The sequence below is a fragment of the Streptomyces dioscori genome, assembly GCF_003024195.1.
GTDB classification, from domain to species: Bacteria; Actinomycetota; Actinomycetes; order Streptomycetales; family Streptomycetaceae; genus Streptomyces; species Streptomyces dioscori.
In genome coordinates this window covers 666,899-688,691 of record NZ_KZ679040.1, presented here as the reverse complement: position 1 = coordinate 688,691, position 21,793 = coordinate 666,899, and the positions used below count along the sequence as shown (strand labels likewise).

Below are 21,793 nucleotides of genomic sequence, written 5' to 3'. Positions count from 1 at the left end.
ATCTACTTCCGTTTGGTACGGGCGCCCTTGTGGGTGCCGTTCTCCGTGCCGTTCTGGCTGTCGTACTTCTCGTACGCGTCGACGATACGGCCGACCAGCTTGTGCCGGACGACGTCCTGGGTGGTGAGCCGCGAGAAGTGGACGTCGTCGAGGCCCTCCAGGATGTCCTGGACCTGGCGCAGACCGGACTTGGTGCCGCTCGGCAGGTCGACCTGCGTCACATCACCGGTGACCACGATCTTCGAATCGAAACCGAGCCGGGTGAGGAACATCTTCATCTGCTCGGCGCTGGTGTTCTGCGCCTCGTCCAGGATGATGAAGGCGTCGTTGAGTGTGTTGTGCGTGAGCAGGTAGTCCTGCGTCACGTACAACGAGTCCTCCGCCGCGACCTGGATGCAGACCGCTTCCTCCCGGCCCGCGGGTTCGATGCTGTCGATGAAGCGCATCGGCCGTCCGCCGCCTCCGGCCGCCAGGTACTTGTCGCGCTTGCGGGCGAGGCGGAAGGGTGCGATGCCTTCGGGGAGGCGGATGTCGACGATGTGGGAGTCACGACTGTGGACGACATCACGACCCCTGGCCCTGCCAGGTGCCCGCCCCTCAGCGGCGCGACGGCGGGTGTACGCGACACCGCCCAACGACTGCACCAGAGCGATGACGTCGTCACGGAGCAGGATCGACGTCGTCGAGTACTGGATCCGGCACGTACGGTCCGCCTGAGTGACCGGACCGCCGTCGGAATCGAGCAGACCCTGCAGGACCGCCAGCCGTACGTCGGCAGAGTTGTGCAGGTAATCGTCAGGGACGAACTTGGAGTGCGAACGACTCCTCAGCAGATCCAGATCACGCAGGATCCGAGTGACCGGATTCTCAAGCGTGATCACGTCACCGGGGCTCTTGACCCGGTTGAGGACGTAGTCGGGTCCACCACGGTGGCGCAGCACCACACCCGGAAGAGCGGCTTCCAGCGCTTCCGCCAGCTCAGGGTCCTCCGTGGCGAAGGAAGGAGTGGTGGAGCCCGTCAGGCAGCCGTCGCCCAGGAGAAGCCCCAAGGCGTACGGATCCATGGGGATCTCGCGCTCGGGGAACGAAACTGGCGCGGTGAGCATGGGCAACTCGTATCGACGGGCGTGCGCGGCGCGAAGGTTGCCGATCATCTCCTTCGTCTCCAGCACCCGCCACGGCTTGTCGCGTCGCCTGTCCGATGCGGTCCGAACGGTCCATAGGTGCTCGCCACAGCACAGGGTCCAGGAGCCGTCCTGGGCGGTGACGCGGTAGATGTCCTTCTCGCCCTGCGGGTAGACACCGAGCACCGGAGTCGGCTCGCCGTTCGAGCCGATGACCAGGTCACCGACCTCAAGGTCACCGATGGGGCGCCAGCCGTCGGGCGTCAGGACATTGGTGAAGACCGGCTGGGCGCGGCCACGCATGTACGCCAGCGGTGCGACCTCGATCGTGCCCGCCGCCATCAGGCGCGGGATCGAATCCGGGTCGAGCATGTCGTGCAGGGCGTCGTACAGCGGGCGCAGGTAGGGGTCGATCTTGTCGTAGAGCGTGCCGGGCAGGAAGCCGAGCCGCTCGCCCGCCTCGACCGCCGGGCGGGTCAGGATGATGCGGCTGACCTGCTTGGCCTGGAGGGCCTGAACGGCCTTCGCCATGGCGAGGTAGGTCTTGCCGGTACCGGCGGGGCCGATGCCGAAGACGATGGTGTGCTTGTCTATGGCGTCGACGTACCGCTTCTGGTTGAGCGTCTTGGGGCGAATGGTGCGTCCGCGCGAGGACAGGATGTTCTGGGTGAGGACCTCGGCGGGGGTCTCCGGGCCGTCGCCCTCCCCGTTCTCCGTCGCCCGCAGCATGGCGATCGAGCGTTCCACCGCGTCCTCCGTCATCGGCTGTCCGGTGCGGAGCACCAGCATCATCTCGTCGAACAGTCGCTGGACGAGGGCCACTTCACGGGCGTCGCCGATGGCGCTGATCTCATTGCCCCGGACGTGGATGTCGGCCGCCGGGAAGGCCTTCTCGATCACGCGCAGGAGGACGTCCCCGGATCCCAGCACGGTCACCATGGGGTGCGCCGCGGGGACGGTGAACTGGGCTCGTGACTGCCCCTGCGCGGGGGTGTGAGCTGTGGGTGTCTGCGTCATGGGCCGGCTCTGAAGGCCTGCTCATCCTCCTCGGTGAGGCACGCTTGCCGGTACGGCAGCCTTGTGTCTCCAAGAGTACGTCGGGGCACCGACAACACCGTAGGACTTTTCCGCCGCACCTGTGGCATCAGGGGCGGGCCCGGGTGCCGACCCCCGTCCCCCGTCTCGCGTCTCGCGTCTCCTGTCCCCCGTCTCCCGTCCGGCCGCCCGCATCCGGTCTCACGCGGATCTGCGGAAGCCGATCGTCGGTACCGCCCGTCTCAGGGGCCAGGCCCGGGCGCTCTCCGGGAGCAGCGGTTCCAGGAAGGCGTACCGGCCGAGCGCCGCGGGGTCCTGATGGTCGTAGGACTGCACGCGGCGCCACCAGGCGGCGATCTCCGACCAGCCGGGCGCGGACAGCGAGCCGCCGAACTCCTGGACCGAGAGCGCCGCGGTGAGGCCCGCGAAGGCGAGGCGGTCGGCGAGCGGCCAGCCGGCCAGCGTGCCCGTCACGAACCCGGCGACGAAGACGTCCCCCGCGCCGGTCGGGTCCATCGCCTCGACCTCGATGGCCGGAACCTCCGCGGTCTCACCGGTCCTGCGGTCCACGGCGTACGCGCCCTCGGCACCCAGCGTGACGACGGCGAGCGGCACGTGCTCGGTGAGCGCGTGCGCGGCGGCGCGGGGACAGGAGGCGCCCGTGTACCGCATGGCCTCCTCGGCGTTCGGCAGGAACGCCTCGCAGTGCCGCAGGTCGGGCAGCCCGGCGAGGTCCCAGCGGCCGGTGTCGTCCCAGCCGACGTCGGCGAAGATCCGGGTGCCCCGCTCGGCCGCCCCGGCGATCCAGTGCGCGCTCGTGCCCGGCGTCAGCGAGGCGACGGCCGCTCGCGCGCGGGGCGAGCAGTCGGGCGCGGGCTCCTCCGGGGGCGGCTCGTGGCCGTGGCTGACCATGGTCCGCTCGCCCTCGTACGCCATCGAGACGGTCACCGGGGAGTGCCAGCCGGGCGCGGTGCGGGACGCGGAGAGGTCGATGCGTTCGCCCTGCTCCAGGGCGTCCCAGCAGTACTCGCCGTAGTGGTCGTCCCCGAAGGCCGCCGCGAGCGCGGTCTTCAGGCCGAGCCTGGCCAGCGCGGTCGCCATGTTCGCGACGCCGCCGGGGCTGGAGCCCATGCCGCGGGCCCAGGACTCGGTCCCGCGGACGGGGGCGGAGTCGAGTCCGGTGAAGATGATGTCGAGGAAGACGGTGCCGGTGAGGTAGACGTCCCAGGGCGGTTCGTCTGCGCGGCGCAGTTCGGCGAGTGGGTCGAACTGGGCCTGTCGGTACGGTCCCTTCCCGTTGGACGCGGTCACGGTGCGCTCCCTGCGTGGTGCGGATTCAGGCCAGTGTGCACCAAACGCTCTTCAGGGCGGGGAGGGTCACGCCGGGCCCTCACGTCCCGTCGGCCACAAGCCGGTTCCCGCTCCGGTTCAGGCTCAGGTCCAGGCTCAGGTCCAGGCTTCGGTTCAGGCTCAGGACGGGTCGAAATCGCGTTCTGTTACCCGGGTCGCCATCTCCCAAACAACAAGTGCTCCAGATCACATCCTCCGGCTTATCGAATCCGCCCTTCCGCTTGATACAAATTGCCCGCGCGTTCCTGTCCGTCGACGGCCGCACCAACTCCCCTTCGCTTGGCCCCCCTTTCCGTCCGCATGCCCAGGGAACGCCCGTGTCCGCCCGCACCACCGCTCCGTCCTGGCCCCTCGTCGCCCTTTTCACGGCGGGCTATCTGGCCCCGTACCTGCTGCCCACCACCGTCGGCAGACTCGACGCGGCCCTTCCCCTCTCCGCCACCCAGGCCGGTGCCGTCGGCAGTCTGCTGCTGCTCAGCTCGGCCGCGGCGGGCTTCGCCCTCGCCTCCCGTATCCACCGGCTGGGCGCGCGGCGCCTGGCCCGCGCGGGTCTGCTGCTCGCCGTGCTCGGCTACGGCACGGCCGCGCTGTCGACCAGCGTGCCCACCGTCATCGCCGGCGCGCTGGTCGGCGGTCTCGGCTCCGGTACGGCCACCACGGTCGCCGCCGCCGGTACGGCCGCCCGGCGGGACCCCCACCGCACCACGACCCTCGGCCTGCTGAGCGTCTCCGCACTCGCGGCGGCCGTCTACCTGACGGTCCCCCACCTGGGCCCAGGCCACGGCCTGCCCCTCGCGGCGGTCGCGCTCACCGCGGCCCTCGTATGGCCCGCGACGGCTCATCTGCCGACCGGCTCAGGTGAGGTCCGGGCGACCGCCCACCGCCCCGCCGCGACGCCTCCGCCCCCGCTGCCGTACCGCCGGCCCGGCCTGGTGCTCGCCGCGGCCATGCTCTGCTGGTCCCTGGCCCAGAACTCCCTCTGGGGCGTCAGCAGCCACATCGGGACCCGGCAGGCGGGCCTGGGCGAGGCGACGGTCGGCGTGGTCTTCGCGGCGGCGCTCGGCGCGGGTCTGCTCGGTGTGCTGTGCGCGGGTGCGCTCGGACCCCGCATCGGCCGGGCGCTGCCCGTCGGCGTGGGCACCGTCCTGATCGCGGTCTGCATCGTGGTCAGCGCGGGCGCGGACGGTCTGACGAGCTTCGCCGTGGGCGAGATCGCCTGGAACGCCCTCTACCCGGTGGTCCTCTCCTACCTGATCAGCCTGGCCGCGTCGCTCGACCCGCACGGCCGCTGGGCCGTTCTGGCGGGCTCGGCGTCCTCGCTCGGCACGGCGTGCGGCCCCCTGGCGGGCAGCCTGCTGTCGGCCGCGGCGGGCTATCCCGCGATGGGCTGGGTCCTCGCGACGGCCCTGCTCCTGCTGGCCGTCCCGCTCGCCGCGGTGGCCGTACGCACCACGGGCGGCCCGGTGCTCCGGGGCCCGGAACCGGTCCTGCGCGGCGGCCCCGTGGAGCAGCCCGTGCAGCAACAGGCGCATCAGCCCGTGGAGCAGCCGGTGGTGGAGATCACCGTGGACCACCCGCAGCCCGCGCGGCAGGAGTTCGACACGGCGGGCCCCCAGAACTCGGGCACGTCACCGTCGGCACCCGCACCCTGAACCACCACCCACCACGGTCAGGCCCCGAACTCGTACGCCTCCACCTCGGCGAGGTACCGGGCCCGTCGTTCCTCGTCGTGTTCGAGGAACGACGCGGTGAACGAGTTCCGGGCCAGCTCACGCAGCCGCTCGGGGGCGAGCCCGAGGGCCTCCCGCACGGCGTCGAAGTTGTCCCCGGCGTAGCCGCCGAAGTACGCGGGATCGTCGGAGTTGACCGTGCACAGCAGTCCCGCGTCGAGCATCGCGGGCAGCGGATGGTCCGCCAGCACGTCGACGGCCCTCAGCCGTACGTTGGACAGGGGGCACAGCGTCAGCGGCACCTGGTCCCGCACCAGCCGGGCCACCAGTTCCGGGTCCTCCATGCAGCGCAGTCCGTGGTCGATCCGCTCGACGCCGAGCACGTCCAGAGCCTCGGTGATGTACGCGGGCGGCCCCTCCTCGCCCGCGTGCGCGACCCGTCGCAGGCCGAGCGCGGCGGCGGCCTCGTACACCTCGCGGAACTTCGCCGGCGGGTGCCCGACCTCGGCGGAGTCGAGTCCGACGCCGACGATCGGGCCGTGCGGCGCCAGATACGGCTTCGCGGCCTCCAGGGTCTCCAGCGCGGACCCGGCGGACTCGTCCCGCAGGAAGCACATGATCAGCTGGGTGGAGATGCCGTGCGCGGCCTCTCCCCCACTCTCGGCTTCGCTCGACCGGGGGGACCCCCATCGGTCGAGCGCCCGCCCGAGCCCCTCCACGACCGTCCCGATGCCGACGCCCCGCGCGAGGTGCGCCTGCGGATCGAAGAAGATCTCCGCGTGCCGCACGCCCTGCGCGGCGGCACGCGCGAGGTACGCGTCGGCGAGGTCCGCGAAGTCGTCCTCGGTCCGCAGCACGGCCATGAGCCCGTAGTACAGGTTCAGGAACGACTGCAGATCGGCGAACTCGTACGCCTTGCGCAGCTCGTCCGTGTCCGCGTACGGCAGCGTGATCCCGTTGCGGGCCGCCAGGGCGAAAGCAAGCTCGGGCTCCAGCGTGCCTTCGATGTGCAGGTGCAGTTCAGCTTTGGGGAGGGGCATCGAAGCATGGTACGGGTGTTTCACCGACGCTTCGGAACCGGCACCCTCTGCAGATCGTGCGCCACGGTCAGCTCCCCCTCGAACCCGGCGGCCCGCGCCTGCCGCTCGAACTCCTCCGGATCGGAGTACCGCTGGCTGAAGTGCGTCAGCACCAGATGCCGTACGCCGGCGTCCCGCGCGACGGTGGCCGCCTGCCCGGCGGTCAGATGCCCGTGATCGACGGCGAGCCGCACGTCCTCGTCCAGGAACGTCGACTCGATGACGAGCAGGTCGCAGCCCTCGGCGAGCGCGTACACCCCGTCGCACAGCCGGGTGTCCATGACGAACGCGAACCGCTGCCCGCGCCGCTCCTCGCTGACGTCGTCGAGCAGAACGTCCCCCAGGACACCCTCCCGCTGGATCCGCCCCACGTCCGGGCCCTTGATCCCGTGCGCGGCGAGCCGGTCGCCCAGCATCCGCCGCCCGTCGGGCTCGACGAGCCGGTACCCGTACGACTCGACGGGATGCGACAGCTTCCGCGCCTCCAGCGTGTACGCCTTCGTCGCCGAGAGCACCCCGTCGGCGTCCACCGGGGCCTCGGTGAGCGCGACCGTCTCGCGGTAGGCGGTCGCGTACCGCAGCCGGTCGAAGAACTTCTGCCCGGAGCGCGGGTAGTGCGCGCTGATCCCGTGCGGCACCCGGTCGAGGTTGATCCGCTGGATCACCCCGGCCAGGCCCAGCGAGTGGTCGCCGTGGAAGTGCGTGACGCAGATCCGGTGCAGGTCGTGCGCGGCCACCCCGGCCCGCAGCATCTGCCGCTGCGTGCCCTCGCCGGGATCGAAGAGGATGCCCTCGCCGTCCCAGCGCAGCAGATAGCCGTTGTGGTTGCGGTGCCGGGTGGGAACCTGGCTGGCGGTCCCGAGGACCACCAATTCACGTACGGACACGTCAGGTTGTCCAGTTTCTCGCTGTCCGGTTCTCGCTATCCGGGGGGCCACTGCAGACCACGGCCGCCCAGTACATGGGCGTGCGCGTGGAAGACGGTCTGCCCGGCTCCGCTCCCCGTGTTGAAGACGAGACGGTAGCTGTCGAGCTTCTCCTCGGCGGCGACCTCACCGGCCTCGCGCACGACGTCGGCGAGGATCGCCGGTTCGGCGACGGCGAGGGAGGCGGCGTCCGGGTGATGGACCTTGGGGATCACCAGGATGTGGGTGGGCGCCTGCGGATTTATGTCCCGGAAGGCGAAGGTCGTATCGGTCTCACGGACGACGGTCGCCGGAATCTTCCCCGCGACAATCTTGCAGAACAGACACTCGTCCTGCGATTCCCCTGCCATGACGCGGCCTCCTCGGTGAGTTGATCGATGCCCGGGCATGGTACCGAGGGGCAGCCCCGTAGGGAGCGCCCCGTCAGGGGCGCGGGGAACGGCGCAATCTTTTGTCCTCGGAGGGGCGCAGCCCCTTTAGGGGCGCAGCCCCTTTAGGGGCGCAGCCCCTTTAGGGGCGCGGGGAACTGCGCGACCAGCCCCCACGCACCCGCACCCGACGAACCACCCGTCACGCCCCCGGCAACTCCGGAGCCACCTTCGACGGGTTGTCCGCGAGCGCCGCCAGCGCGATCCGGACAGCCTCGTCAAGCTGAGCATCACGCCCGGCGGCATAATCCTGAGGAGCCTGGACAACCTCGACGTCAGGGTCGACCCCATGGTTCTCCACCCCCCACTCATACCCCTCAAGCCAGAACGCGTACTTGGGCTGAGTGACGAGCGTCCCGTCGACCAGCCGGTACCGGCTGTCGATCCCGACGACCCCGCCCCACGTACGCGTACCGACGACGGGCCCGATCCCAAGGGCCTTGATCGCCGCGTTCACGATGTCCCCGTCCGACCCGGAGAACTCGTTGGCCACGGCGACGACGGGCCCGCGAGGCGCGTCCTCGGGGTAACTCGTCGCCCGCATCCCGCGCGCGAGGTCCCACCCGACGATCCGCCGGGCGAGCTTCTCGATGACGAGCTGCGAGGTGTGCCCGCCGCGGTTCTCGCGGACGTCCACGACCAGCCCTTCCCGCGCCACCTCGATCCGCAGATCGCGGTGGATCTGCGCCCAGCCGGGCGCCTGCATGTCGGGCACGTGCAGATACCCGAGCCGTCCGCCGGACTTCTCGTGGACATAGGCACGCCGGTCGGCCACCCACGCGTGGTAGCGCAGCGGCTCCTCGTCGGAGATCGGCACGACCACCGCGTGCCGCGGATCGCCGCCGCCCGCCGGGGAGACGGTCAGTTCCACCGGCTTGCCCGCCGTGCCGACGAGCAGCGGCCAGGGTCCCGCGACCGGGTCGACGGGCTGTCCGGAGACGGCCACGATCGCGTCGCCCGCGCGGACCGCGACCCCGGGTGCGGCGAGCGGCGACTGCGCGTCGGGGTCGGAGGTCTCCGACGGCAGGATGCGGTCGATACGCCACAGGGGCGCCCCCTGCGGGCCGTCCTCGTGGCGGGTGATGTCGGCGCCGAGCAGCCCCTGCCGTTCCCCGTGCCCGTATCCGCCGCGCGGCATGACGTACGCGTGCGAGGTGCCGAGTTCGCCCTGTACCTCCCAGAGGAGGTCGACCAGGTCGTCGTGGGTGGCGACCCGTGCGAGGACGGGCCGGTAGCGGTCCAGTACGCCGTCCCAGTCGACCCCGCCCAGGTCGGGACGCCAGAAGTTGTCGCGCATGAGGCGGCCGGTCTCGTCGTACATCTGGCGCCACTCGGCGGCCGGGTCGACGTTCTGGCGGATCCGCGACAGGTCGACGGTGATGTTGGTGTCGCTCTCGTCGTCGTTCGAGGCGCGCCGGTCGCTCGGTACGACCTTCAGCTTGCCGTCGGTCCACAGCAGGATCCGCTTGCCGTCACCGGTGACCATGAAGCCGTCGGCGTCCGAGGCGAGGTGCTCGATGCGCTGCTGGGCCAGGTCGTAGCGTTCCAGGTCGGTCTTGGGGTCCGGGTCGTCGGGGGTGGCGCGGGAGGCGCCCAGCACACCGCGCACGGGGTGCCGCAGCCACAGCAGTCCGTCCTTGGCGGCGCGCAGACTCGTGTAACGCGCGGCCTCCACGGGGAACGGCACGATGCGGTCGCCGAGCCCTTCGAGGTCGATCCGGGTGGCCGGTGAGCCCTCGCTGTCGGGGGTCTCGTCCTTGTCGGGTGCCTCGAAGGGCCGCCCGTGCCGCTGCGGTCCGAAGGGCGAGGGGGTGGTGGCGGCGAGGGTGATGAGATGCGGCCGGGAGCCTCCGACGAAGGCGAGGTCGAAGACGTGCTCGTCGTAGACGGGGTCGAAGGACCGTGCGGACAGGAACGCCAGATGTTTCCCGTCGAGGGTGAACGCGGGCGCGTAGTCGCGGAATCGCAGCGGTGTCGCCTCGGTCACCGACAGGTCGGCGGTGTTGGCGAGCTTGAGCTGGCGCAGCGGGCGCGGGCCGGGGTGCGACCAGGCCAGCCAGGCCGAGTCGGGTGAGAAGACGAGCCCGGAGACCTCGCCGTCCTCGCTGCGGTCGACCTCCCGGACCTCGCCGGTCTCGCGCTCGACGAGCAGGACGCGTCCGTCGTGCGAGGCGACCGCGGCCCGGCTGCCGTCGGGTGCCATCGCGAGTCCGAGGACGCGGCCGAGCTGTCCGGCGGCGAGCCTGCGCGGGGTCGCGCCGGGTGCCACGCCGGTCGCCGGGGCGAACTCCAGCGCGTCGTCGCCCTCCGCGTCGGTCGCCCACACCACGTGCTCCTCGCCGTCGGCGCGGAAGGTGCGGGGCAGCCTGGCCCGTACGCCCTGTTCGGCGGCGAGCGCGCGGGCGGGCCCCGAGCGGTGGGTGACCCAGTGGACGGCTCCGCGTACGGCGACCGCGCTGCCGCGTCCGGTGTGGTCGGGGGCGGCGGCGCCGAACCAGCGGGAGGCGTTCACGGGGTGCGGCTGCAGATCGACGCGCTGGCCGCCGAGCCGGATGTCGAGCCGGCGCGGCTCGGCCCCGTCGAGGTCGTCGAGGATCCACAGCTCGCCGGCGGACGCGTACACGACGCGGGTCCCGTCGGTGGAGGCGTGCCGGGCGTAGAAGCCCTCGATGCCGGTGTGCCGTCGCAGGTCCGACCCGTCGGCGAGGGACGAGTACACGGCTCCCACGCCTTCGTGGTCGGAGAGGAAGACGACCCGTTCCCCGACCCACGACGGATATTCGAGATTCCCGTCGAGATCGGCGTGCAGCCGTACGAACTCGCCGCGCTCCCCCTCGCCCTTCCCCTCCCGGTCGATCCACAACTTGCCCGCGGTACCGCCCCGGTAGCGCTTCCACCAGGCGGCCTCGCGGCCCATCGGCGCGGACAGCAGAACGGTGCCGCCGGGCCCTTGGGCCACATCGCCTACGGGCCCGTACGGGAGAGTGGTGGCGGGTCCGCCGTCGAGCGGGATCGCGCGGGCCCAGCTGCGGCGCAGGCTGGCCTGGCCCTGCGTGCTGAGCGCGAGCACCTCCCCCTCGGGGGTCCAGCCACGCACCTGGGTCTTCCAACTGCCCCAGTACGTCAGGCGTTTGACGGGGCCGCCGTCGACCGGGGCGATGTGCACCTCGGGGGCGCCGTCGCTGGTCGAGGTCCAGGCGACGGTCGTGCCGTCCGGGGAGATCCGTGGATGGTTCACGGGAACGTTGTCGGCACTCACCCGCCAGGCGCGGCCGCCGTCGAGCGGCGCCACCCAGACGTCGTCCTCGGCGGTGAAGGTGATCAACTCACCGTGCAGGTGCGGATACCGGAGATACGCGGAGGTCGCGGCGGATGCGGCGGATGCGGATGCGGCAGATGCAGGCTGTGTCACCCGATCACCCTATGCAGCCGTCCCAGCCGCGACCAGAGCTTTCGATCACTTCACCGGGCCGGCCGCTTCGTCGCATTGATCACTTTCCCGAGATGCAGGAGCAACTCGGGTTCGGATACACGGTCACGGTGCGGGTGACGGTGACGGTCGCCCCCGGCTGGTCGGGCGGCGGGGTCGTCGGGTTGTCGGCGGGTGGCGTGTTCGCCTGGCAGTTGCCGAGGACGTTCAGCCGGAACACCTCCTTGCCTCCCACCGTGGCGGTGAGATCGCCACGTACGCAGGTGCCGTCGACCTCCTGGGTCACCTGGCCCTTGATGCTGATGTCCTGGCCGTCCTTGGTCTCGCCCGTGCAGTCGACGGACGCCACGCTGTGGACGCTCGCCGAGGGCGAGGGTTCGTTCTTCTCGCCGTACGAGGCGGTGCAGGTGAGCCACTGCACGTCGACGCCCCGCTTCTCCAGCTCGCTCGTGCCCTTCTGGTCGGTGGTGATCGCGACGGCCGCGGTGTTCAGGCCGTCGCCCGGTTCACACGCGACCAGCGCGAACACGGCCGAGACGGCGGCCAGGGTGATCGCCGGGCCGCGGTGCCGTATACGCCTCAGTGCCCCCATGCACGGCAGCGTGCCACTGCTCGACCGCGCGCGGTAGACCCCATGCAGCCACGCTCACCCTCCCGGGTGTCTGCCCCCGAACCCCCTTGTCCTCAAACGCCGGACAGGCTCAAGAACTTCGTCTGCGGGTCCAATGGGGCGGGCCCCAACGATTGCGCAGTTCCCCGCGCCCCTAAAAACCCGAACTGACCGCTCGCTGTCGGCTACGGGCCGGTGGGCGTACAGGATTGCGCAGTTCCCCGCGCCCCCAGGTGCCTGGGGGCGCGGGGAACTGCGCAATCCTGTAGGCCGACCCCCACTCCCCGCACCACAAACACCAGACGGTCAGCCCCCCTCCAGGGGCGCGGGGAACTGCGCAATCCTGTACGCCCACCCCCAACCGCCCGCGCCACAAACACCTGACGGGCCAAGCCCCCCCCAGGGGCGCGGGGAACTGCGCAGTCCTGGACGGTCGCACCCGTCGGGCCCGCAGACGAAGCGGCGGTGCTACGACCAGCGCCCCGTCCGGCCCAGCAGCAGCGCCCCCGCCGCGGTCCCCGCCGTGGACGTCCGCAACACACTGCGCCCCAGGCGGCAGACCTTCGCCCCGGCCCCGGTGAACATCGCCAACTCCTCCGGGGACACGCCCCCTTCGGGCCCGACGACCAGCACGATCTCTCCCTCGGCAGGGAGTTCGACCGTCGCGAGCGGCGACCCCGGGTACAGCCGGTCCTCATGCAGAACCGCAGCGAACGACGCTTCGGCGAGAAACGCAGCAACCTGTTTCGTCGTCATCGCGTCCGCGACCTCCGCGAACCGCACGCGCCGCGACTGCTTGCCCGCTTCACGCGCGGTGGCCCGCCACTTCGCCAGCGCCTTGAGCCCTCGCTCGCCCTTCCACTGCGTGATGCACCGCGACGCCGCCCAGGGGACGATCGCGTCGACGCCGGTCTCCGACATGGTCTCGACGGCGAGTTCACCGCGGTCGCCCTTGGGCAGTGCCTGCACGACGGTGATACGGGGCGCGGGCGGCGGCTCCTCGTGCACGACGTGGAGGTCCGCCACGACGAGCCGGTCCTTGCCCTCGGCCGTCATGACGACGCCCTCGGCCCAGCGGCCCCGCCCGTCGGTGAGGACGACGTCCTCACCGGTGTGCAGCCGTTTCACGGACACCGCGTGCCGCCCCTCGGGCCCGTCGAGCACGAACTGCGGCCCGCCGGGCACCTCGTCGACCACGAACACCGGCGCGGTCATCGCCCGACGCCCCCGCCCTGCTCGGCCGACAACGCTGTCCTGGCGGCGTCGAGTTCGGCGGCGAGCACCTCGACCAGCTGTCCGGCGGGCAGTTCGCGGGCGAGCCGGTGTCCCTGTCCCGCCCACAGCGCCATGCCCTGCGCGTCCCCCGCTTTGGCGGCGGCCTTGCGCAGCGCGGAGGTGAGGTGGTGGACCTCGGGGTAGGCGGCGGGCGCGTAAGGCCCGTGTTCGCGCATGAAGCGGTTCATCAGCCCGCGCGCGGGCCTGCCGGAGAACGCCCGCGTGAGCTGCGTACGGACGAAGAGGGGGTTGGTCAGCGCCTGCTTGTGCAGGGCGTTGGCGCCGGACTCGGGGGTGGCGAGGAAGGCGGTGCCGAGCTGGGCGGCGCTCGCGCCGGCGGCCAGTGCCGCGGCGATCTGGCTGCCGCGCATGATGCCGCCGGCCGCGATGATCGGGATCTGTACGGTCTCGCGGACCAGCGCGACGAGCGACAGCAGTCCGATGCCGGAGCCGTCCGTCTCCGGGTTGTCGCGGTGGGTGCCCTGGTGGCCGCCGGCCTCGACGCCCTGCACGATGACCGCGTCGGCGCCCGCCCACTGGACGGCTTGCGCCTCCTCGGCGGTGGTCGCGGTGACCATGGTCAGCGTGCCGGCCCGGCTGAGGGAGTCCAGGACGTCGCGGGTGGGGCAGCCGAAGTGGAAGGAGACGACCGGCACCGGGTTGTCGAGGAGGACGGCGAGCTTGGCGTCGTAGCCGTCGTCGCGTCCGCTGTCGGGGTCGCCCAGTTCGGTCTCGTACCAGGAGGACTCACCGGCGAGCTGGTGGGCGTACACCTCGACGGCCGACCGGTCGGCGTGCTCGGGCTGCGGCATGAAGAGGTTCACGCCGAACGGCCTGCTGGTGGCCCCGCGCAGCTGCTTGATGTCCTGGTACATGCCGTCGGCCGTCTTGTAGCCGGCGGCGAGAAAACCGAGCCCCCCGGCCTCGGACACGGCCGCGGCGAGCTGCGGCACGGAGACGCCGCCCGCCATCGGGGCCTGCACGATCGGGAGGGGGAAAAGATCGGTCAGCTCGGAGGACATGACGGCATGTTGTCACGTCCTCCGTACAAGTCCGAATCCGGCCGTCCGCCGGGCATAAGCCACAGGAATCATCCTGCGGCGCGCCCGGCGGTCACCTGCGGTTCCCCCGTCAGGTACGGCCGTTGAAGGCGTCCTTCAGCCGGGAGAACAAGCCCTGCTGACCGGGCTGGAACTGCCCGGTGGGCCGCTCCTCGCCGCGCATCTGGGCGAGCTCCCGCAGGACCCGCTCCATCTCGGGGTCGAGCTTGGTGGGCGTCATGACCTCGACGTGCACGATGAGGTCGCCTCGCCCGCCGCCCCGCAGATGCGTGATGCCGCGTCCGTGCTTGGGGATCGACTGCCCGGACTGCGTCCCGGGGCGGATGTCGACCTCTTCGAGCCCGTCGAGCGTCTCCAGCGGGACCTTGGTGCCGAGTGCCGCCGCGGTCATCGGGATGGTGACCGTGCAGTGCAGATCGTCGCCGCGCCGCTGGAACATGTTGTGCGGCAGCTCGTGGATCTCCACGTACAGGTCGCCTGCGGGGCCGCCGCCGGGGCCGACCTCGCCCTCGCCCGCGAGCTGGATCCGGGTGCCGTTGTCGACACCGGCGGGGATCTTCACGGTCAGGGTCCGGCGCGAGCGGACCCGTCCGTCGCCCGCGCACTCGGGGCACGGTGTCGGGACGACCGTCCCGAAGCCCTGGCACTGCGGACACGGCCGGGACGTCATGACCTGGCCCAGGAAGGACCGCGTGACCTGGGACACCTCGCCGCGACCGCGGCACATGTCACAGGTCTGCGCGGACGTGCCGGGGGCCGCGCCCTCACCGCTGCAGGTGGTGCAGACGACGGCCGTGTCGACCTGGATGTCCTTCGTCGTACCGAAGGCCGCCTCGTCGAGCTCTATCTCCAGCCGGATCATCGCGTCCTGGCCGCGCCGCGTGCGCGACCGGGGGCCACGCTGCGACGCCGTGCCGAAGAACGCGTCCATGATGTCCGAGAAGTTGCCGAAGCCGCCGGCTCCGAAGCCGCCCGCGCCACCGCCGCCCGCCTGGGACAGCGGGTCGCCGCCGAGGTCGTAGACCTGCTTCTTCTGCGGGTCCGACAACACCTCGTACGCGGCGTTGATCTCCTTGAAGCGCTCTTGTGTCTTCGGATCGGGATTGACGTCCGGGTGCAGCTCGCGGGCGAGCCGCCGGAATGCCTTCTTGATCTCGTCCTGGGACGCGTCGCGGCGCACGCCGAGTACGGCGTAGTAGTCCGTGGCCACTTACGACTCCGCCAGGATCTGTCCTACGTACCGTGCCACCGCTCGTACCGCTCCCATCGTTCCGGGGTAATCCATGCGCGTCGGTCCGACCACGCCGAGTTTGGCGACTGCTTCGCCGCCCGAACCGTAGCCGACCGAGACCACAGAAGTGGAGTTGAGTCCCTCATGGGCGTTCTCGTGACCGATCCGTACGGCCATGCCCGAATCGTTGACCTCGCCCAGCAGTTTGAGGAGCACGACCTGCTCCTCCAACGCTTCGAGCACCGGACGGATCATGAGGGGAAAATCATGTCCGAAGCGCGTCAGATTGGCGGTGCCGCCGATCATCAGCCGCTCCTCGGTCTCCTCGACAAGAGTCTCCAGGAGGGTGGAGAGCACGGTCGTGACCGTCCCCCGGTCCTCCGACTCGAAGGCGTCGGGGAGATCCTGCACCAGTTGGGGGACATCCGCGAAACGGCGCCCCGTGATCCGGCTGTTGAGCCGCGCGCGCAGATCTGCCACGGAGACCTCCCCGAAGGGGGCCGGACAGTCCACCATGCGCTGCTCGACCCGCCCGGTGTCCGTGATCAGTACGAGCATCACGCGGGCCGGGGCCAGCGCGAGGAGCTCCACATGACGCACGGTCGAGCGGGTCAGTGAGGGGTACTGGACGACGGCCACCTGCCGGGTGAGCTGTGCGAGGAGCCGCACGGTCCGCCCCACGACGTCGTCGAGGTCGACGGCACCGTCCAGGAAGTGATGGATCGCCCGCCGCTCCGGCGCGGTCATCGGCTTGACGCCCGCGAGCTTGTCGACGAAGAGGCGGTAGCCCTTGTCCGTGGGGATGCGCCCCGCACTGGTGTGCGGCTGCGCGATGTACCCCTCGTCCTCCAGGACCGCCATGTCGTTGCGGACGGTCGCCGGCGACACCCCCAGCCGGTGGCGCTCCGTGAGCGCCTTGGAGCCGACCGGCTCCTCCGTGCCCACGTAGTCCTGGACGATGGCGCGCAGCACTTCGAGCCTGCGTTCACTGAGCATCGCGCACACCTCCCGTGGTCTTCCGCGCGGTCATCGGTCGTCATCGGTCGTCATCGGTCGTCTTCGGTGGCCTCGCCTGGCACTCAGCGTGCGCGAGTGCCAGCATCCCCGCGCCAAGTGTACGGCCGCTGGGTACGGGCCGGGCAAGGGCGGGCCTGCGATGTCGTGACGCCGGGCACATCGGACAGGCGACGTGTACGAGGGTGTCCCGCTCTGTCGGGAACATGCAGGCGCGGCCGACAGCGTTGCCGACAGGGTTAGCGTCGGCGCATGAACGTGACATGGGAAGGGTCCGGGGGCGACGGGTCCGGCTGGGAGGAACTGTCCCCGTACGCGGGGCGTTGCCGGCTCCCGGGGTGGGACTGCACGGCCGGGCTCGTGGCCGGCGAGAACGCGGCGCTCATGATCGACGCCGGGTCGAGCGTGCGGGAGGGCGCGTGGCTGCGCACGCGGGCGCGCCGGTTGCTCGGGGGCGGGCGCGTCACGCACCTCGCGCTCACGCATCCGCACTTCGACCATGTCTTCGGGGCGGCGGCGTTCGCGGGGGCCGAGGTGTTCGCGGCGGCGGGCGCCGTGGGGGTCCCCCCGGTCGAGCGAAGCCGAGACTGGGGGAGGGTGCTCGGCGAGGGCCGGGAGGAACTGCTCGCGGACGCCGTGCGCAACGGCGCCGATCCCGATGAGGCGGCCGAGGCGGCGGATCTCCTGGTGCGGCCCCGGCATCTCGTCTCCGGCGAGTGGACGCTCGACCTGGGCGGCGGCCTGCGGGTCCTGCTGGCGAACGTGGGTCCGGGCCACACCGGCCACGACCTGGCGGTCCTGGTCGCCGGGACCGGCCCCGGCTCCCGCGAGATCGTCTTCTGCGGCGACCTGGTCGAGGAATCCGGCGAACCCCAGGCCGGACCGGACGCCGTGCCCTCGCACTGGCCCGCCGCACTGGACCGCCTGCTGGCCCTCGGGGGCGAGGACGCGCTCTACGTGCCCGGCCACGGGGCGGTGGTGGACGCGGCGTTCGTACGGGCCCAACGGGAGGAGCTGGCACGGCGTTTCGACGTGTCGTGAGTCGTGCCGTGAGTCCTGCCGTGAGCGCCGCTCCGGGGTGTCGGTGTACCTGCCGGGGCCGGGCTTCTCCTATCGTCATCCGAATGCGCCAGTACTCAGCGGATCTGACCCCTCCGTGGAAGAAGCCCAAGCCCGTACCCGAGGTCGCGGCGGAGCCGGGGCTCGTGGTCGAGGAACCCGGCACCGGGTTCTGCGGTGCCGTGATCCGCTGCGAGGCGGGGACGGTCACGCTGGAGGACCGCTTCGGCAAGCACCGGGTGTTCCCGCTGGAACCGCGCGGCTTCCTCCTGGAGGGGCGTGTGGTGACCCTCGTACGCCCGTCCGCCGGGCCGGTACGCCCCACGCGCACCGCGTCGGGGTCCGTCGCCGTGCCCGGGGCGCGGGCCCGGGTGGCCCGTGCGGGCCGCATCTACGTCGAGGGCCGCCACGACGCCGAACTCGTGGAGCGGGTGTGGGGCGACGACCTGCGCATCGAGGGTGTCGTCGTCGAGTACCTGGAGGGCATCGACGATCTGCCCGCCATCGTCGACGAGTTCGGCCCCGGGCCCGACGCGCGGCTCGGGGTGCTGGTGGACCACCTGGTGCCCGGCACGAAGGAGTCGCGTATCGCGGAGGCCGTGACGAGCGAGTACGCGCTGGTGGTGGGCCACCCGTACATCGACGTCTGGGAGGCCGTGAAGCCGTCGTCCGTGGGCATTCCCGGCTGGCCGCGTGTGCCGCGCGGGCAGGACTGGAAGACGGGGGTCTGCCGATCGCTCGGCTGGCCGGAGAACACGGGGGCTGCGTGGCAGCGGATCCTCGACTCGGTCCACTCGTACCGCGACCTCCAGCCGGAACTCCTGGGCCGAGTGGAAGAACTGATCGACTTCGTCACGGCCCCGGAGTGACTTTCTTCCGCCCCCGCCGCCCCTACCCGTTCCCGTACCTGCCTCGGGGGCTCTGCCCCCGAACCCCCGCTCCTCAAACGCCGGAGAGGCTATCTCCTAGCCCGTCCGGCGTTTGAGGACGAGCGCGCAGCGCGATAGGGGGCGAGGGGGCGCAGCCCCCATGCAGTGACGGGAAGGGTAGGGGCGGCGGGGGCGGGAAAACGTCCCTGGTCAGTCCACCAGGTCCCGGACCACCCCATCCGCCAGCAACCGCCCCCGGAGGGTGAGCACCGCCCGCCCCTCCCCGTACGGCCCGGCCTGAAGCAGCCCCCCCGCCAGCGCACGCGAAGCCGCCGCGAGCCCATCAGCCCGCAGCAGCGACAACGGACACCCGTCCGCCAGCCGCAGCTCCAGCAGGATCCGCTCGACCCGCCGGTCCTCGTCCGAGAGCAGCTCACGACCGGCCCCGGGCGACCGCCCACCCGCCAACGCCCCCGCGTACGCGCCAGGATGCTTGACGTTCCACCACCGCACCCCGCCCACATGGCTGTGTGCCCCGGGCCCGGCTCCCCACCAGTCGGCCCCGCGCCAGTACAGCTCGTTGTGGAGGCACCGCCCGGCTTCCGAGGTGGCCCAGTTGGAGACCTCGTACCAGGAGAACCCCGCCTGCGACAGTCGATCCTCGGCCATCAGATAGCGGTCCGCGTGGACGTCGTCGTCGGTCATCGGCACCTCCCCGCGCCGGATGCGCCGGGCGAGCTGCGTGCCCTCCTCGACGATCAGCGCGTACGCCGACACGTGGTCGGGCCCGGCGCCGATCGCCGCGTCGAGCGAGGCCCGCCAGTCGTCGTCGCTCTCCCCGGGGGTGCCGTAGATGAGGTCGAGGTTCACATGGTCGAAGCCGGCCGCGCGGGCCTCGGCGACGCAGGCCTCGGGCCGGCCGGGGGTGTGGCTGCGGTCGAGGATCTGCAGCACGTGCTGCCGCGCGCTCTGCATGCCGAAGGAGATCCGGTTGAACCCGCCGGCCCGGAGCGTGGCCAGGTACGCCGGGTCCACCGATTCCGGATTCGCCTCCGTGGTGATCTCCGCGTCGTCCGCGAGCCCGAACTCGTCCCGGACGGCCCCCAGCATCCGTACGAGATCGTCGGCGGCCAGCAGTGTGGGCGTACCGCCGCCGACGAAGACCGTGCGGACGGGCCGCGGGTCGTCGCCGAGGACCTTGCGGGCGAGGCGGACCTCGTCGATCAGGGTCTCGGCGTAGTTGTCGCGGGAGGCCAGCACTCCCCCCGAGCCGCGCAGCTCCGTCGCCGTGTACGTGTTGAAGTCGCAGTAGCCGCAGCGCGTCGCGCAGTACGGGACGTGCAGGTAGAACCCGAGCGGGCGGTCGGCCGCGTCGGCCAGGGCGTGCGCGGGCAGCGCCCCGTCGTCGGGGACGGGCTCGCCGTCGGGAAGTGCGGAAGGCATGTCCTCCATTGTCCCGCACGCGCGGCCGTGCCCGTACTCACGCGCGACCGTGCCCGTACGCACACACGCGCGGCCCCCGCCGGGCCGCCCGGCCGCCTACTCGGCCTGCAGCACCAGCAGCGCCAGGTCGTCCTCCGGCGGCTTCCCGCCGAACTCGTGCACCAGTCGCCGGATGCGCTCGGCGATCAGGTCGGCGTTCAGTCCCGCGCAGCCGGTGAGCGCGGCGACGAGTCCGTCCTCGTCGTCGAACTGGCGGTGTCCGTTGCGCCGCTCCGTCACACCGTCCGTGACGCACAGGATGCTGTCGCCGGGCCGCAGCTCGAAGGTTCCGCAGCCGTAGTTGGCGTCCTCGAAGACCCCTAGGAGGGTCTGCGGCTGGGCCACCTCGCGGACCTGGCCTGAGGGCTGGAGGAGCAGGGGCAGCGGGTGTCCGGCGGAGGCCAGGGTGCAGCGCACGCCGCCCTCGACGGGGACCAGCTCGCCGTAGAGGAGGGAGAGAAACCGGTTCTGCGGGCCCTCGTCGGCGAGACCCCGGCCGCCGTCCGCCACCAGGGCGCGGGCCGCCGCGTCCGCGGTCTCGGTGGCGTCGTCGAGGAGGAGCTGGTTGAGCCGGTCCAGGACGTCCGGCACCGCGTATCCCTCACGGGCCAGCAGGCGCAGCCAGGGCCGGGCGAGGCCGATGACGACGGCTGCCTCGGGTCCTTTGCCCTGGACGTCGCCCAGGGCGAAGCACCAGCGTCCGTCGCCGGCGGGGAAGAGGTCGTAGAAGTCGCCGCTCGGTCCGCCCTTGTCGCAGGGCTCGTAGACGAGCGCGCTGCGCACCCCGGGGATCTCGGCGACCGCGCCGGGCAGCAGGCCACGCTGCAGTACGCGGCTGATGGTGGCCTGGCGGGCGTACTGGCGGGCCGCTCCGATGGCCAGCGCGACGCGGCGGCTGAGGTCCTCGACGAGTCCGGTGATCTCGTCGGGGAAGTGGTCCTGTCCGGCCCGTCCGATGACGAGGGTGCCGAGCGGTCTGCCGCCCGCGATCAGCCGGAACGCGAGGGCCGATCCGTCCTCCGCCTTCGCGCCGAGGGCCTCGGCGGGCCAGGGCATCGGTACGGGTCCGGAGCGCGCCGAGTCGGGCAGATCGGGCGGGTCCTTCTCCAGGAGCCGGCGCAGCTCCTCCATACGGTTCTCGCTGCCGTGCCAGACGCGGGCGAGACGCGGTCCGCCGACGAGGCCTCCGTCGGCGCGGCCCGGCGCCTCGTCCTCCAGCCACACCGCGCACCAGTCGGCGAGCCGCGGTACGACCAGCTGTCCGGTGAGGGCGGCGACCAGGTCCTCGTCGAGCTGCCCGCCGAGCAGGTCGGAGGCCTCGGCGAGGAAGGAGAGGGCGCCGCGGTTGAGCCAGTCCTGGTCCTGGACGGTGCGCCGGGGTGCGGGGGCGAGGATCTCGGCGGCCCGCTGCCCGCGCCGCAGCGCGTGCTCGCCCTCGTAGGCCTCCGCGGCCTCGGCGGTCGGAATGGTCTCGGCGGGCAGCCGCGCCCACACGGTTTTCGTCCCGGTGCGATAGGTGATGCCCCAGGCGTCGGAGAGCGCGGCCACGAGCCGCAGCCCGCGCCCGTACTCGACGGCGTCGTACGGCCGCCCGACACCGTCGTCCCGCACGACCCGCTCGGGGTGATGATCGGACACTTCTATGACGAGGGCACTCTGCCGCTCCGCGGGGGACACCGTTTCCCGCGCCCCACCGCCGACACCCGCCTCCGCACTCGGCACGCCATTCACCGCGAGCCCCGCCCCGGAGACCACCGCAAGCCCCGCCCCACTGCCCGACCCGACACCCGCCGCGCCCCCCGACACGGGACCGGCCGCGGAGCCGGGCCCGCCGTCCGACACGAAGCCGGGCGCGGAGCCTGACTCACCGTCCGGCACGGAACCGGGCGCCCCGCCGGACCCACCGCCCGGCACGGAACCGGGCGCCCCGCCAGGCCCACCGTCCGACCCGACACCCGACGCAAGGGCCGACGTGCAGCCCGGTGTGCTGCCCGCCGCAGCCCCCGGCACGACATCCGCCGGGACGCCGGGCTCCGCCGGCCGCCGGAGCCCCGTGGCGGACGACCCCGGCGCGTGGTCCGGCTCCATCGGCGCTGCAGGATCCGACGCGGAGACCGACGCGCAACCCGGCGCGGAGCCGGGCGCTAGAC

General features: G+C 72.0%; 16 protein-coding genes. 3 read left to right on the top strand and 13 right to left on the bottom strand.

The window, feature by feature from the left end; genetic code table 11:
• Positions 1-2: 2 nt before the first annotated feature.
• Both C6Y14_RS10885 and C6Y14_RS10880 read right to left on the bottom strand, forming a co-directional pair.
• Complete coding sequence (locus C6Y14_RS10885) at positions 3-2,141, bottom strand: PhoH family protein (RefSeq protein ID WP_107016328.1); 2,139 nt, start codon at positions 2,139-2,141, stop codon at positions 3-5.
• A 219-nt stretch (positions 2,142-2,360) separates the two neighbouring features.
• Positions 2,361-3,470 (bottom strand): carbohydrate kinase family protein, encoded by a 1,110-nt coding sequence (locus C6Y14_RS10880; RefSeq protein ID WP_107016327.1) that lies wholly within the window; start codon positions 3,468-3,470, stop codon positions 2,361-2,363.
• 356 nt (positions 3,471-3,826) lie between these two features.
• Here C6Y14_RS10880 and C6Y14_RS10875 point away from each other — a divergent pair, with 356 nt between their 5' ends.
• The gene (locus C6Y14_RS10875) at positions 3,827-5,161 is read left to right on the top strand and encodes an MFS transporter (RefSeq protein WP_107016326.1); all 1,335 of its coding nucleotides are present in this window, start codon (positions 3,827-3,829) and stop codon (positions 5,159-5,161) included.
• A gap of 17 nt (positions 5,162-5,178) precedes the next feature.
• Here C6Y14_RS10875 and C6Y14_RS10870 read toward each other — a convergent pair whose 3' ends face one another.
• The 9 genes from C6Y14_RS10870 to hrcA all read right to left on the bottom strand — a co-directional run bounded on the left by C6Y14_RS10870 (position 5,179) and on the right by hrcA (position 16,215).
• A complete protein-coding gene (locus tag C6Y14_RS10870; protein WP_107016325.1) occupies positions 5,179-6,219 on the bottom strand; it encodes an adenosine deaminase in 1,041 nt (346 codons plus the stop codon).
• A 20-nt stretch (positions 6,220-6,239) separates the two neighbouring features.
• Complete coding sequence (locus tag C6Y14_RS10865; RefSeq protein WP_107016324.1) at positions 6,240-7,145, bottom strand: ribonuclease Z; 906 nt, start codon at positions 7,143-7,145, stop codon at positions 6,240-6,242.
• Positions 7,146-7,180: 35 nt separating this feature from the next.
• Positions 7,181-7,534, bottom strand: a complete 354-nt coding sequence (locus C6Y14_RS10860) for a histidine triad nucleotide-binding protein (protein WP_107016323.1) — start codon at positions 7,532-7,534, stop codon at positions 7,181-7,183.
• 220 nt (positions 7,535-7,754) lie between these two features.
• Positions 7,755-11,024, bottom strand: a complete 3,270-nt coding sequence (locus tag C6Y14_RS10855; protein WP_107016322.1) for a S41 family peptidase — start codon at positions 11,022-11,024, stop codon at positions 7,755-7,757.
• A gap of 79 nt (positions 11,025-11,103) precedes the next feature.
• The gene (locus C6Y14_RS10850) at positions 11,104-11,634 is read right to left on the bottom strand and encodes a hypothetical protein (protein WP_107016321.1); all 531 of its coding nucleotides are present in this window, start codon (positions 11,632-11,634) and stop codon (positions 11,104-11,106) included.
• Positions 11,635-12,120: 486 nt separating this feature from the next.
• Complete coding sequence (locus tag C6Y14_RS10845; RefSeq protein WP_107016320.1) at positions 12,121-12,867, bottom strand: 16S rRNA (uracil(1498)-N(3))-methyltransferase; 747 nt, start codon at positions 12,865-12,867, stop codon at positions 12,121-12,123.
• Positions 12,864-13,949, bottom strand: a complete 1,086-nt coding sequence (locus C6Y14_RS10840) for a nitronate monooxygenase (protein ID WP_107016319.1) — start codon at positions 13,947-13,949, stop codon at positions 12,864-12,866. Before C6Y14_RS10840 ends, C6Y14_RS10845 begins: the two co-directional genes overlap by 4 nt.
• A 109-nt stretch (positions 13,950-14,058) precedes the next feature.
• A complete protein-coding gene (gene dnaJ / locus C6Y14_RS10835; RefSeq protein ID WP_107016318.1) occupies positions 14,059-15,198 on the bottom strand; it encodes a molecular chaperone DnaJ in 1,140 nt (379 codons plus the stop codon).
• Positions 15,199-16,215 (bottom strand): heat-inducible transcriptional repressor HrcA, encoded by a 1,017-nt coding sequence (gene hrcA, locus C6Y14_RS10830; protein WP_107016317.1) that lies wholly within the window; start codon positions 16,213-16,215, stop codon positions 15,199-15,201.
• 270 nt (positions 16,216-16,485) lie between these two features.
• Between hrcA and C6Y14_RS10825 the strand changes: the two genes are divergently transcribed.
• The gene (locus C6Y14_RS10825) at positions 16,486-17,274 is read left to right on the top strand and encodes an MBL fold metallo-hydrolase (RefSeq protein WP_107016316.1); all 789 of its coding nucleotides are present in this window, start codon (positions 16,486-16,488) and stop codon (positions 17,272-17,274) included.
• 83 nt (positions 17,275-17,357) lie between these two features.
• Positions 17,358-18,161, top strand: coding sequence for a DUF3097 domain-containing protein (locus C6Y14_RS10820; protein ID WP_107016315.1), 804 nt, complete (start codon positions 17,358-17,360; stop codon positions 18,159-18,161).
• Between the two features lie 210 nt (positions 18,162-18,371).
• Here the strand turns inward: C6Y14_RS10820 and hemW are convergent, their stop codons facing one another.
• Both hemW and C6Y14_RS44910 read right to left on the bottom strand, forming a co-directional pair.
• A complete protein-coding gene (hemW, locus tag C6Y14_RS10815) occupies positions 18,372-19,604 on the bottom strand; it encodes a radical SAM family heme chaperone HemW (RefSeq protein ID WP_199854698.1) in 1,233 nt (410 codons plus the stop codon).
• Between the two features lie 96 nt (positions 19,605-19,700).
• Complete coding sequence (locus tag C6Y14_RS44910; protein WP_404828766.1) at positions 19,701-21,449, bottom strand: SpoIIE family protein phosphatase; 1,749 nt, start codon at positions 21,447-21,449, stop codon at positions 19,701-19,703.
• Positions 21,450-21,793 lie beyond the last annotated feature (344 nt).